General features: G+C 70.2%; 10 protein-coding genes. All 10 read left to right on the top strand.

Annotation, left to right across the window (positions count from 1 at the left end; all coding sequences use genetic code 11):
* Positions 1-2,316: TonB-dependent receptor (locus LW840_RS14920; RefSeq protein WP_291277273.1), on the top strand; the 2,316-nt coding region annotated here is incomplete at its 5' end.
* A gap of 20 nt (positions 2,317-2,336) precedes the next feature.
* Positions 2,337-3,614: a RagB/SusD family nutrient uptake outer membrane protein gene (locus LW840_RS14925; protein ID WP_291268561.1), complete on the top strand. Its 1,278-nt coding sequence runs from the start codon at positions 2,337-2,339 to the stop codon at positions 3,612-3,614.
* The gene (locus LW840_RS14930) at positions 3,614-5,470 is read left to right on the top strand and encodes a DUF885 domain-containing protein (RefSeq protein WP_291273380.1); all 1,857 of its coding nucleotides are present in this window, start codon (positions 3,614-3,616) and stop codon (positions 5,468-5,470) included. The genes LW840_RS14925 and LW840_RS14930 overlap by 1 nt, the downstream gene beginning before the upstream one ends.
* Positions 5,471-5,511: 41 nt before the next feature.
* Entirely contained in the window at positions 5,512-7,845 is a 2,334-nt protein-coding gene (locus LW840_RS14935) for a DPP IV N-terminal domain-containing protein (RefSeq protein ID WP_291277274.1), read from the top strand.
* An 18-nt stretch (positions 7,846-7,863) separates the two neighbouring features.
* On the top strand, positions 7,864-9,324 hold the full coding sequence (locus LW840_RS14940) for an alpha/beta hydrolase (protein WP_291277275.1): 1,461 nt from the start codon (positions 7,864-7,866) through the stop codon (positions 9,322-9,324).
* Entirely contained in the window at positions 9,321-10,649 is a 1,329-nt protein-coding gene (locus LW840_RS14945) for a dipeptidase (protein WP_291260834.1), read from the top strand. Before LW840_RS14940 ends, LW840_RS14945 begins: the two co-directional genes overlap by 4 nt.
* On the top strand, positions 10,649-11,815 hold the full coding sequence (locus tag LW840_RS14950; RefSeq protein ID WP_291260833.1) for an alpha/beta hydrolase: 1,167 nt from the start codon (positions 10,649-10,651) through the stop codon (positions 11,813-11,815). The genes LW840_RS14945 and LW840_RS14950 overlap by 1 nt, the downstream gene beginning before the upstream one ends.
* Before the next feature lie 7 nt (positions 11,816-11,822).
* Positions 11,823-13,037, top strand: coding sequence for an FAD-dependent oxidoreductase (locus LW840_RS14955; RefSeq protein ID WP_291277276.1), 1,215 nt, complete (start codon positions 11,823-11,825; stop codon positions 13,035-13,037).
* Between the two features lies 1 nt (position 13,038).
* Positions 13,039-13,308 (top strand): sarcosine oxidase subunit delta, encoded by a 270-nt coding sequence (locus LW840_RS14960; RefSeq protein ID WP_291260831.1) that lies wholly within the window; start codon positions 13,039-13,041, stop codon positions 13,306-13,308.
* A partial coding sequence (locus LW840_RS17630) for a 2Fe-2S iron-sulfur cluster-binding protein (protein WP_345780910.1) occupies positions 13,305-13,472 on the top strand: 168 nt, incomplete at its 3' end. The genes LW840_RS14960 and LW840_RS17630, both read left to right, overlap by 4 nt.

The following is a 13,472-nucleotide window of genomic DNA, read 5'->3' on the forward strand; positions in this document are numbered from 1 at the left end:
CTCAACGACATCAACCCGGCGGACATCGAGTCGATCGAGGTGATCAAGGGGCCCGCGGCGGCCACGCTCTACGGCACCGAGGCCTCCAACGGCGTCATTCAGATCATCACCAAATCCGGCCGCGCCGGGGAGAAGGCCCGCTTCACCCTGACGGCGGATCAGGGGACGAACGAGTTCGCGGACCCGGCCGGACGCATCCCCACCAATTATGCGCGCTCGCCGCAGGGGCAGATCCTGTCCTTCAATGCCGTGGACAACGAACGCACACTGGGGAACAGCATCTGGCGGACCGGCCAGTTCCAGCGGTACGCGCTCGGCATCGATGGCGGCTCGGGGCCGGTCAGCTATCGCGTGGGCGGCGTGCTGCAGGATGACGAAGGGATCGACCTCAACAACCGGCAGCAGCAGTCGTCGCTCCGCGCCAACCTGCAGTTCCTTCCGCGCCCCTCGCTGACGGCCCGTCTCGACCTGGGCGTGGTGACCGGCAAGACCAGCTTCGCCCCGCAGGAAGGGGCCGGCGCCCCGCTGTTCAGCGCCCTCAACGCCAACCCGCTGACCGCGGGCTCCCCCAGCCGCGGCTTCTTTGCCGCACCTCCCGAGGTGCTTTACGGCGTCAACGACGTCTTCCAGCTGCTGCAGCGTACCACCGTCTCCGCGCAGCTGCAGCACCAGTTGGGCAGCCGCTTCACCCAGCGGCTCAACATCGGCTCTGACATGGTGCAGGAGAACAACCAGAACATCGTGCGTCGCATGATCCCGGAGCAGGCGCGCTTCTACAGCCCGGCGGTCGCAGCGGGACGCAAGGATGTGCAGCTGCGCGACGCGCGTACCAACACGCTGGACTACAGCGCCACCTACAACGCCACGCTCCGCGACGGGCTCTCCAGCCAGACCAGCGTGGGCGCCCAGTACTTCGGCCGCCTCACGCGTCTCACCACGGTCAGCGGCCAGCAGTTCCCCGCACCAGGGCTCAGTACCATCCTGGGCACCTCAGTGCGCACCGGCGGCGACGACTTCATCGAGAACACCACGATCGGGACGTACGCCCAGCAGCAGCTGGGCTGGCGCAACCGGCTCTTCGTGACTGGCGCGGTCCGCGTGGACAACAACAGCGCGTTCGGCACCGACTTCCAGGCGGCCACCTACCCCAAGATCAGCGGCAGCTGGGTGGCCAGTGAGGAAGGGTGGTGGAAGGGGAGCATGGTCAACACCCTCAAGCTGCGCGCCGCCTACGGCGCCGCCGGTCAACAGCCGGACGCCTTCGCGGCACTGCGCACGCTGGGGCCCGTGACCGGCCCCGGTGACCAGCCGGCCCTCACCACCCAGGCGGTGGGCAACCCCGATCTCAAGCCCGAGCTGGGCACCGAGCTGGAGCTGGGCTTCGACGCCGGGTTCTTTCAGGACCGCGTGGCCATGGAGTTCACCTGGTTCCGGCAGAATCGTAGCGACGCCATCGTCCTGGCGCCCGTCTCCCCCTCGAGCGGGTTCATCGGCACCCGTTTCACCAATCTGGGCGCCATCCGCAACGATGGGTTCGAGCTACGCACCACGGTGGCGGTGCTCACGGGCGAACGGCTTGGCTGGGACCTGACGGCCACGCTCAACTCGAACGAAAACGAGATCACCGATCTGGGTGGGCAGCCGCCGATCTTCGTGGGCACCTTCCCCCGCGCCCAGCAGCACCGCGTCGGCTACCCCGTCGCCGCCTTCTTCGGGCAGCGGCTGACCAGCGCCACGCTGGATGCCAACGGGCAGGCCACCAACCTCCAGTGCGAAACGCCCAGCGGCCCCGCGCCCTGCGCCACCGCGCCGCTCACCTTCCTGGGCCGCTCCACCCCCAGGTACGAGGGCGCGGTGACCTCCACCGTGCGCCTTGGCCAGCGACTCCGGCTCTACACCATGGTCGATTTCCGCCAGGGCATGCGCCGCTTCGACACCAACCTCTGGGCGCGCTGCACCGTGTTCCGCCTCTGCCGCCAGAACTACTATCCGCAGGAGTTCGATCCGCGCGACGTGGCCTACGCGCAGCGCGGCAGTGCGCTGGTGCTCACCAGCGGCTTCATCAACGACGCCTCCTTCGCCAAGCTGCGTGAGGTCTCGGTGTCGTACGACCTTCCCGACGCCCTCGCCCGCCAGGTGCGCGCCTCGCGCGCCTCGCTGCTGCTGGCCGGCCGCAACCTCATTACCTGGACCCGCTGGTCGGGGCTGGACCCGGAGACGGAACAGCCGGGTGGCTTCGGCGAGCTGACCGCCAGCGAGCAGGCCAACCTTCCGCTGCCGCGGCAGATGCGGTTCTCCCTCAACCTGACTTTCTGAGGCGCCCGGTGCCTATCTCCATGATTCCCCGTACCCGCGCCGCGCGCGCCGTCGTGCGCGCCAGTACTCTCGCGCTCCTTGCCGTCACGGCCGCGTGCGGCTCCCTGTTGGACGTGGACATTCCCAGCCGCGTTCCGGCCAGCGACGCCGTCGTGCCCGCCAACGCCGCCATTCTCATGAACTCGGTCATTGGCGATTTCGAGTGCGCTTTCGGCGGCGCCGTCGTGAGCGGCGGCACGCTGGGCGACGAATTGGCCAACTCGTCCACCGGCAACACCACGTGGCAGGTGGACCGCCGCGACATCGCCACCAGCTCCACCATCAGTACCGGCGGGTGCGGCGGGCTCGGTCCTTTCGGTGCCCTCAACGTCACGCTCTGGCTTTCCAGCGAGTTGCAGAAGGGGCTCGAAACGTGGTCCGATGCCCAGGTCACCAATCGCCGCCAACTGCTCGCCACCAACGCCGCTTATGCCGGGTATGCGCTCCTCCTGATGGGTGAGCAGATGTGCACCGCCACCATCGCCACGGGCCCGGAACTCCCCAAGGCGCAGGTGTGGACACGGGCCGAGGAGCGTTTCACGGCCGCGATCGCTGAGGCGCAGGCCAGCAATGCTGCCGATATCCTCTCCATGGCGTATCTGGGGCGTGCGCGTGCGCGCCTCAACCTGATGCGCCTCCCCGAGGCGGCTGCCGACGCCCGGCAGGTCCCCGCCAACTTCGTGCGAAACGCCACATTTTCCAGCGCGGACCCCCGCCGCTTCAACCCGGTGTTCAATATCAACAACCAGACCGCGGGGCTCACGGTGGGCCCGGTGTACCGGGCCATGACCTTTGCGGGCGTGCGCGATCCACGGGTGCCGGTCACCAACGCCAACCGCACGGGGGCGAACAACTCGGATTCGCTGTTCGTGCAGACCAAGTACACGAGCTTCGCCGCCCCCATCCCCATCGCCAAGTGGGCGGAGGCGCAGCTGATCATTGCTGAAGCCGAGTTGGCGGCCGGCAACGTGGCGGCGGCCGTGGCGATCATCAACACGCTGCACGCCCGGACCACCCCCGCCCTGCCCCCGTTCGCCTCCACCTCGGCGGCCGAAGTGCGGGCCCAGCTCACGTACGAGCGCCGGGCCGAGCTGTTCCTCGAGTCCCAGCATCTTGGCGACTTCCAACGTCTCTCCCTACCATTCGTGCCCGCCACGGGCGCACCGTTCCCCTTCGGCGGCGGCTTCTACGGGACCAATCGCTGCTTCCCGCTCCCCGATCTGGAGCGCACCACCAATCCCAACCTGATCGGCCGGTAATGGCCTTCCCTACACGCTCCGGGGCGCTCGCCACCTCCTGTCTCCTTCTGGCGGTTGCCCTGCCGACGGCGCTATCGCCGGCCCGGGCCGAGGCGCAAGGGCGCGGACGGGCGCGGGCCCCCGGAAGCGTGGCCACGGGGGACAGCGCCCGCATCACCGCCATTGCCGATGCCCTGTGGGGGCGCATAGTTGCCACGACGGCGGGGGTACGCCTGCGCACGGGGTTACCGGTGCAGCGCCTGCCGGTTCCATCTCAGGAAGACGCCGAGGAAGATGCCGCGTTCGGGCGGCGCATCCTGGCGCAGCTGGACAGCATCGGGGCGCTTCCCGTTGGGAGCGAGGCGTGGAGCCTGGCGGCCGTTACGCGGGCGCGCGCCATGGAGATGGCCGACGAGGCGGACGCCTTCTGGTTCCGCAACCCGGTTTCCCCCTATGGCAACGGGTTCGTCGGCGTACATGCGATCCTGGGAGCCCAGCGTTTTGCGGCCCCCGCAGACTTGACTCGCTACCTCGACCTGGCCGGGCAGTATGCCGGGGTCGTGGATGCGGTGCACGGGTATCTGCGGGGGCAGGTGCGGCACGGGTACCGGATGCCGAAGCCCGAGGTGGTGGCGGCCGTCACACTGCTGCGGCAGTTCCGCACCGAGCCCGCGCGCAGCCCGCTGGCGGTGGCCGACGCACGGTTGCAGAAGGTCCGGGGACAGGACAGCGCGGCCGTGGCGCGCTTTCAGGAGCAGCTGGCCGCCGAGGTGGTCGAGCGGGTGAACCCGGCGTTCGACCGGCTCCTCGCGTGGCTGGAGGGGCCGTATCTGGCGCAGGCGCCCGTTACCGTGGGGCTCGCGCAGTATCCCGGGGGAGAGGCCCACTATCGTCGGCTGGTGCGCGCGTCGCTCACCTTCGACCGGACCCCCGAGCAGATCCACGAGCTGGGGCTCCGCGAGATCGCGCGCATCACCGCCGAATTGGATTCGATCCGCCAGGCGCTCGGGCGTGCGGCGGGAGAGGCGGCGGAGCATACGCGCACCCGCGAGGCATTCCATCAGTACCTGCGCACGGCCCCGCGCTTCGTGCCCTCCTCCCCCGACGTCATGCGCGACAAGATGCTGGGACATTTGGCCGCACTGCGCCCGCGGTTGGGGGAGCAGTTCGCCGACCTGGCCCGCGCCCCGTACGATGTGCGACGGCTGGACCCGGCGCTGGAGGCGGGGATGACGTACGGCTACTACCGCCAGCCATCGGCCGCCGACTCCACCGGGGTGTACTTCTTCAACGGCGGACAGCTCGCGCAGAAAACCACGGTGTGGTTCGAGGGGCTGGCGTACCACGAGATCCACCCCGGGCACCACTTCCACCTGGCGCTGGTGCAGGAGGTGCTGGCGAACAAGCACCCGCTGCGGCGCAACTATGCCAGCACCGCCTACACCGAAGGGTGGGGGGAATACGCCGCCGCGCTGGCCGAGCTGATGGGAGGCTATCGCGATCCGTTCGACCTCTACGGGCGCCGCATCATGGAGCTCTACAGCGCCGCTCGTCTGGTGCTCGACACGGGGCTCAACCTGCTCGGGTGGAGCCACGAGCGTGCCCTCGCCTACCTGCGCGCCAACTCGGTGATCTCCGACGCCGAAGTGGCGTCGGAAGTGCTGCGCTACTGCTGCGACATCCCCGGCCAGGCGCTGGGCTACCGCATGGGGATGCTGACGTTTCAGCGCCTGCGCACGCGCGCCGAGCAGGCATTGGGGCCGCGCTTCGACCCGCGCGCCTTTCACCGGGTGATTCTGGCCGACGGTCCGCTGCCCTTCTTCGCCCTCGAGCAGCGGGTGGACGCGTGGCTGGCGCAGCAGCAGGGCGTGCGCTGATTCCCGGGAGGCCCAGCCGGCCCTCACACTTTCCACCGGTCGTGTCCGTGTCACCGTTTCCCCATTGTCCTGCAGGACCCTCCGCGCGTGCTGCCGCCATACTCGCGGGCGCCCTCGTTGCCTCCGCATCGCTGGCGGCACCACTCGTTGCCCAGTCGGCCCCGATCAGCCCGGCGCGTCGCGCCGTCTACGACGCCTACCTCGACTTTGACCAGCTCGTCCAGGGCGGGCGGGTGGTGCCGGGGTGGATCCCCGGCGGCACCAGTCTCTGGTACGCTGGAGGCGGCCCCAACGACCGGGTGCTGCAGCGCGTGGAGCTGGCCACCGGACGCACGACGCCGCTGCTGGATGCCGAGCGGCTGCGCCGCGCCCTCGTCGAACGGCTGGGGCACGAGCCCGCCGGGCGCGGGGTGCCGTTTGCCCAGGTGGTGTTCACCGCGCCGCAGCAGCTGCGCTTCGAGCTGGAGGGAGACAACTGGCAGCTGGACCTCGTCACCTATGCGCTGACGCGGCTGCCGCGCCCCACGGCCAACGAGGGCGATCGTCTGGCCACCAGCGAACTCACCCGGCAGCGGCCGCAGCCCTTCTGGCAGGAGTCGTTCACCGGCGGCGGCGAAACGCGCAATCTCGAGCGCCGCTCTCCCGACGGCCGCTGGTACCTCGGCGTGCAGGGACACGACATCGCCCTGCGCTCGGCGACCGACGGGCGAACCCTCATGCGTACCACCGACGGCACCGCCGATTCGCTGTGGACCGTGGAGACGCGCCGCTGGGAGCCCTGGTCCCCGAGCGGGACGCGCTTCGTGGCGCAGCGCCACGATGTGCGCGGCATGCAGAAGATGCTGGGCGCGCAATGGCTCAAGATGTTCGTGGAGCCGCTGGAGACGCGGTGGACGCGGGCGGGCGGCGTGCTGCAGGCGTCCTCGCTGTACGTGCTCGACGTGGTGTGGGGGCGCCCGGTGGCGTTGAACCTGGGAGACACGCGCGACAGCTATCTCCAGGTCATGGGGTGGCTGCCCGACGAATCGCGCGTGCTGGTGGCCAAGTACGACCGCCTGCTGCACAGCGTCGAGGTGTGGGCGGCGGACCCGTCCACCGGCGAGGGCCGCGTCATCATGAGCGAGCGCTCCCCCACCTTCCTCACCAACCACCACGAGGTGGTGTGGGGCGACGATTTCCCGTGGACGATGCTTCCCGACGGCACCGGGTTTCTCTGGCGCTCGGAGCGGGACGGATGGGATCACCTGTACCGCTACGACCTGAACGGCCGCATGGTGGCGCGCCTCACGCAGGGCAGCTTCCCCGTGACGTCGGTGGTGCGCGTGGACCAGCAGCGCGGGTGGGTGTACTTCATGGCACAGGGTGACCCGGCACGCCCGTATGATCGGCATCTGTATCGGGTGCCGCTCGCGGGCGGGGGCACGGCCCAGCGGCTCAGCGAAGGGGCGGGCGTGCACGAGGTGACGATGTGCCCGCTGGCCGACTGCTTCGTGGACAGCTGGTCCTCCCCTGCCGGTCCGCCGCACACGGTGCTGCGCCGCAGCGACGGCGCACAGGTGACCGCGCTGGGCGAGGCCAGCATCGACCGGCTGCGTCGTGTGGGGTGGACCCCGCCGCGCGAGTACGTCGTGAAGGCCGCCGACGGGAGTACCGACCTGTGGGTCACCATGTACCTCCCCTTCGACTTCGACAGCACGCGCTCGTATCCCGTGGTGGAGTTCCTCTACGCGGGGCCGCAGGTCGCGGTGCGTCCGACCACCTTCGCGGAACCCGGACCGGCGCAATACAACCGCGCGCTCGCCAATCTGGGCTTCGTGGTGGTCACGCTCGACGCCCGCGGGACCCCGGGACGATCGAAGGCATTCCACGATGTCGTGTTCCGGAAGTGGGGCACCTTCGAGATCGCCGACCATGCGGGCGCCATTCGCCAGCTGGGAGCGCGACTCCCCTTCATGGATCTCACCCGCGTGGGCATCTGGGGGCGCTCGTGGGGCGGGCATTACGCGCTGCGCGCGCTCGCCCAGGCCCCGGACGTCTATTCGGCCGCCTCGGTGGAGGTCCCCGGCTTCGATCCTGTGGGGAACCAGCTGTACGAGACGTATCTTGGATTGCCGCAGCAGAACGCGGCGCTGTACGATCAGGCCAACGCCATCCTGCTGGCCCCCAAGGTGCGCGGCCATCTGCGACTCATGAGTGCCCTCAGCGATGTGGCCACCTTCCCCGAGACGATGCGCATGTCCGAGGAGCTGGTGCGGCTGGGGTTCCAGCACGAGCTGTCGATCTTCGCCAATTCGGGCCATGGTCAGGTTGGCCAGACGGCCCGCTACAACGACGAACAGCGCACGCAGTTCTTCGTGCGCCACCTGCGCCCGTGACCCTTCAATGACTCGCTCATGACTGTCGTCCGCCGCGTGCGTCGCACGCTTCCGCTCGTCGCCCTCGTGGCATCCATCGCGCCCGCCTCGTCACCCGGGCAGGTGCCCGACGCCACCCATCTGGTGGCGCAGCACACCGTCACCATCGAACGCACGGCGATGACGGTGTGGCCGCACATCGTGGAGCCGTCGGCGTGGAAACAGGGCAACCGGCTCACGCACGCCGGAGGACCGTGGGGCGCTGCCGGTGAGGTGTTCGCCGCACGTCCGGCGGCCGGGGGCGCCCCCGACTACTACCTGGTGAACGCGGAACTCGTGCCGTACCGCCGTCGCACCATGAAGCTGGTGGGGACGGATGGAACGCTCATGGGGTTCGCGACCTATTCGCTCGAGGAGCAGGATGGGCGCACCACGGTGCGCTACGATGTGTTCGCGGAAACGCGACTGCCGGCGGGGCTGACGCCCGGGGCGGCGGACACCGCGCGGGCGCGCGCCGCGGCGGGACTGCGCGCTTCGGCGCAGCGCTTCGACGCGGAGCTGGCGACACTCAAGCGGCTGGTGGAGGCGGGCCCGCCGGAGCGCACGGGATACGCCACGACCCCCGACGGCGTGCGGCTCTGGTACCGCGAAGTGGGGCGCGGCCCCGACGTCGTCCTGGTGAACGCCGCCAACTATTTTGCCGCCAGCCTGGACGCCCTGGCCTCCGACACGCGGCGTGTGGTGACGTATGACATCCGCGGACGCGGACGCACCGACTCGGTGCCCCCGGACAAGATGGGAATTCTCGAGTTCGATGCGGTGGATCCCGAGGTGATTCGCCGGGCCGTGGGCGCGGACAAGGTGACCATGGTGGGGTGGTCGGGCGGCGCGCTGGCGGCTTATCGCTACGCCGAGCAGTTCCCGACGCGCGTCTCGCGGCTCGTGCTGCTGACCCCGGTGGGGCCGCGCTTCTCCCCGTGGTGGGAGGACATGCGGAAGAACTCGGCGCCCAAGCTTGATCCCGCGTTGCAGCGGCGCATGGCCGCCCGGGTCGCCGCTGGCGAGTTCGCGGGAGACGAGGTGGGGCGGTGTCGGGCCGGGGCGTGGATGGGGCTGCGGACCAACTGGCCCGACTCCACCCAGTGGTATCGCGCCCCCGATGTGTGCGATTCCCCCAACGAGATCGGGTCGCGCTACAACGATTTCGTGCCTCGGCTCATTGCCAAGCTGGGATTGTTCGACTTCCGCGAGGGACTCTCCCGCTTCGGGCTCCCCCTGCTGGTCGTGCACGGCGACCGCGACAACCCGCCGCTGGGGGGAAGCCGGGAGTGGGTGGCCGGCATGGCGCAGGGGCGCCTGCTGGTGATGCCCGGCATGGGGCACTGGCCGCAGTATGAGCGACCCGCCGAGCTGCTCGCGGCGCTGCGCGCCTTTCTCGACGGTGGGTGGCCTACGGGCGCGGTGGCGGTGCCAAAGGCGCCGGCAGCGAAGGCCCCATGATCACGTCCCGGAACACGTGGGTACGGGTTGCCGCCGCCACTGGCCTGGCCGTGGCAACGCTGGGGGGCGCGCCCCTCACCGCCCTGCCGGCGCAGGGGACGGCCAGCGACGACGCGCCACTGCGCCGCGCGCAGGCGCTCCTGCGCGAGGTGGGGCTGGTGGACACCCACAACGACCTGCCATGGGTGCTGCGCCTCGACCCCACGCATCCCATGGACCTCACCGCGCGCGACCTGCGCGCGCGCGGCGCCGGTGACACGGACCTGCCGAAGCTGCGGGACGGCGGGGTGGGCACGCAGTTCTGGTCGGTCTACGTGCCGAGTGACCTCTCGCCGCTGAACGCCATGCGCGCCCAGCTGGAACAGATCGACCTGACCCGGCGCCTCATCGCCCGCTATCCGCGCGATCTCGGGTTCGCCGCGAGTACGGCCGACATTCGCCGTGTGCGCGCCAGCGGACGGATCGCCTCGCTGCTCGGGATCGAAGGCGGGCACGTCATCGCCAACTCCCTGGGAGCGCTTCGCGCGTACTACGACCTTGGGGTGCGCTACATGACGCTCACCCACTTCCACTCCACCGACTGGGCCGACGCGGCGACGGAGCTGCCGCGCCACGGAGGGCTCACTCCCTTCGGCCGCGAGGTGGTGCGCGAGATGAACCGCCTCGGCATGCTGGTGGACATTTCGCATGTGTCACCCGCGGCGATGAGCGCCGTGCTGGACGTGACGGAGGCCCCGGTGATCTTCTCGCACTCGTCGGCGCGCGCGCTCACCGACCACGTGCGCAACGTCCCCGATTCCATCCTGCAGCGCATGGCGCGCAACGGTGGCGTGGTGCAGGTGAACTTCGTCACGGTATTCGTGTCCGAGCCGCTGCGGCGCTGGTCGGAGGCGCTCATTCCGCGCCTGCAGCGGGCCACGAGCGACAGCGCGGCCGAGCGCCTCCTGCGCGAGTGGGTCGCGACGCACGGGCCGATGCCGCGCGCCACCCTGAAGGACGTGGCGGACCACGTGGAACACATTCGCCGCGTGGCGGGGGTCGATCACGTGGGAATCGGCGCGGACTTCTACGGCGCGACCGGGCCGATGAACGTGGTGGAGGGCATCGAGGACGTGTCGCGCTACCCGGCGCTCTTTGCCGAGCTGATTCGCCGTGGCTGGAGCGACGCGGACCTGCGCAAGCTCGCCGGCGGAAATGTCCTGCGGGTGTTCGCCGAGGCGGAGCGGGTGGCGGCGCGGCTGCAGCGCACGCGTGAGCCCTCCACCGCCACCATCGAGGCGCTGGACGGGGCGAAGAGTCCCGCCACGCCGCCGGGAGGCCACTGATGCTGAACGGGCTCTATACGCTACTGTCGCAGCCGTTTGGTGGAGCACTGCTGGGCGGCGTCCTGTTGGTGCTGGGAGGGCTGGTAGCGCTGGCAACCCGTCGCCTCGGTCGGGCGCTGCGACTGGTGGCGCTGGCTCCCGCGCTGATCGGGGTGGTGCTCACCGCCATGGGCATCAAGGGTGGCCTCGACCAGCAGCGCGCCATGGCGGCGGTGCCACCGCCGGGGAGGCTGGTGGATGTGGGAGGGTACCGACTGCACCTGCTTGCCGAAGGGAACGCGCGCGGCGGCGCGACGGTGGTGTGGATCCCTGGTGCTCATGAGCAGGGGAACGCACTGTACCACCTGCATCGGGCCATGCGCGGCGAGACGCGATCGCTCCTCTTCGATCGGGCGGGTACGGGGTGGAGCGATCCCGGCCCCTTTCCCCGGCGCACGCGGGTGGAGGCGGAGGAGCTGGAGACACTGCTCCGTCGTGCGGGCGAGCCGGGACCCTTCGTCCTCGTCGGGCATTCGTACGGCGGCCTGTTGGCGGCCAATTACGCGCGCCGCTATCCCACCCGGACGGCAGCGGTGGTGCTGCTGGACGCCACGCCCCCCGATGCGTTCGTCTACGCCCCGGTGTTCGGGGCCGCGGCGGCGCAGGGGCTGGTGATGCAGGGACGCCTGACGGGCATGCGCGCTGCGTTCGGCCTCTGGACGCCGCGACCGCGCCCTGGCCCCAACGCCCCGCCCTTCGTGCGCGCGCGCGACACGCTGCTGGCCGACGTGCGCGAGGCGATGAACGGCGGCATGGCACGCGCCGCCAATGCCTTCGCGAGCGCGTCGATCTTCGAGGAGTTCACCGCCCCCGTGGTGGGGCGTGAGGCCCCCGACCTGGTGGTGTACGACGGGGAGCTGGACAGCCTGCCGGTATTCGTGGTGATCCCGCGCGGGGGGGTAGACGAGGAGATCCGGCCGCTGCGCCTGCCCGCTGCCCTCGAGCGGCGCGCGCTCGGTTTCTTCCCGCGATCCCGCGTGCGCTATCTCGCGGTCTCGAACCGGGCGGAACTGATCCATCCGCCCGCGGGCGCGTCGCATAACTTTCCGTACGAGTATCCGGACACCGTGATCGGGGCCGTGCGCCGCGCCCTCGGTTACGCCCTGCCGCGCGACACCACCCGTTAACCCCGCCGTGGAACACGCCTTTTGCAATCCGCCCGTCCTGTGGCGCCACCACGAGCCGCGCGCTCACTACGACATCATCGTGGTGGGCGGAGGGCTGCACGGGCTTTCCACCGCCTACCATCTCGCAAGCGAGCACGGCCTGACCAACGTGGCCGTGGTGGAACGCAGCTGGCTGGGCAACGGCAACGCGGTGCGCAACACCACGATCATCCGCTCGAATTACCTGCGCGAAGAGAGCATGCCGCTCTATGAGTTCTGCGTGCAGCGGTGGGAGCAGTGGCCCGAGGAGCTGGGCCCAGAGATCCTCTTCGACCAGCGCTCGCTGCTCACCCTCGCCCACTCGCAGGCGGAAGCGGCGGCGGCGCAACGCGTGGTCTACGCGAACCGCATGGCCGGCATTGACGCCGACTGGGTGACGCGTGAGGATCTTCCCCGTCTCTGCCCGATCCTGGATATCTCCGACGCGCCGCGCTATCCGGTCTATGGCGCGGCGCTGCAACCGCGTGGGGGGATCGCGCGTCACGATGCGGTCGTCTTCCACCTGGCGCGCGCCTGCGATGCCGCGGGGATACACCTCCTGCAGGGGTGCGCGGTCACCGGGTTCCTGCGCAGCGGCAACCGCGTCACCGGGGTGCGGACCACACGCGGCGACATCGGCGCCGGCCGCGTCGGGCTCGTGGGCGCGGGGCGCACCCCGCTGCTGGCCCGCCTCGCGGGGCTGGACATCCCGGTGCAGAGCTATCCGCTGCAGGCGCTCGTCTCGGACATACACGAGCCCTTCCTGCCCTGCGTCGCGCTCTCCGGGCGCCTGCACATGTACGTGAGCCAGGCGCACAAGGGGGAGCTGGTCATGGGCGCCGCCCGTGATCCCTATCGGTCGTACGCACAGCGTGGCTCCTCGCACATTCTCGAACAGCAACTCCAGGCGGCCATGGAGCTGTACCCCATCATGGCGCGCGCGCACCTGCTGCGCGTGTGGGCCGGAACTGTGGACGTCTCTCCCGATGCGGCCCCCATCATCGGCGCCACGCCGCTGGACGGGCTCTTTCTCAATTGCGGCTGGGGGACCGGTGGCTTCAAGGCCACGCCCGGCTCGGGGGTGGTCTTCGCGCATACACTTGCCACGGGCACTCCGCATCCGTTGAGCATCGCCTTCGGACTCGAACGCTTCACGACCGGTGCCCTGGTGGACGAGCACGGCGCTGCCGGCGTGGCGCACTGACATGCTGCGCATTCCCTGCCCCCACTGCGGCCCGCGCGACGAAGTGGAGTTCCGCCACGCGGGCTCCGGCGTGCCCCTCCCCGCCCACGCGACCGATGAGGAGTGGGCGCGTGTGCTGTACGTGCGCGAAACCCCGCTGGGCCCCCTGACCGAACAGTGGGTACATGTGCACGGCTGTCGGCAATGGATCCACGTGGTACGCGATACCCGTACGCACGCCATTCTGGACACGCGCCCCCTGCTCCCCCCCCGCGCGGAGCCCACCGCATGAAGCGCCTGGCTACGGGAGGACTCGGGATCGACCGCACCCAGCCGCTGTCGTTCAGTTGGAACGGCACGGCGCTTCGCGGCTTCGCCGGCGATACGCTGGCGTCGGCGCTGCTCGGAGCCGGTGTGCGCGTCCTTGGCACGAGCGTGTCGGCGGGGCGCCCGCGC

It is taken from the genome of Gemmatimonas sp., from assembly GCF_021298855.1.
GTDB lineage: Bacteria > Gemmatimonadota > Gemmatimonadetes > Gemmatimonadales > Gemmatimonadaceae > Gemmatimonas.

Excerpts from the sequence above, each read along its gene's own strand:
- LW840_RS14925 (WP_291268561.1), top strand. The coding sequence starts at position 2,337 with ATGATTCCCCGTACCCGCGCCGCGCGCGCCGTCGTGCGCGCCAGTACT.
- LW840_RS14930 (WP_291273380.1), top strand. The coding sequence starts at position 3,614 with ATGGCCTTCCCTACACGCTCCGGGGCGCTCGCCACCTCCTGTCTCCTT.
- LW840_RS14940 (WP_291277275.1), top strand. The coding sequence starts at position 7,864 with ATGACTGTCGTCCGCCGCGTGCGTCGCACGCTTCCGCTCGTCGCCCTC.
- LW840_RS14945 (WP_291260834.1), top strand. The coding sequence starts at position 9,321 with ATGATCACGTCCCGGAACACGTGGGTACGGGTTGCCGCCGCCACTGGC.
- LW840_RS14950 (WP_291260833.1), top strand. The coding sequence starts at position 10,649 with ATGCTGAACGGGCTCTATACGCTACTGTCGCAGCCGTTTGGTGGAGCA.
- LW840_RS14960 (WP_291260831.1), top strand. The coding sequence starts at position 13,039 with ATGCTGCGCATTCCCTGCCCCCACTGCGGCCCGCGCGACGAAGTGGAG.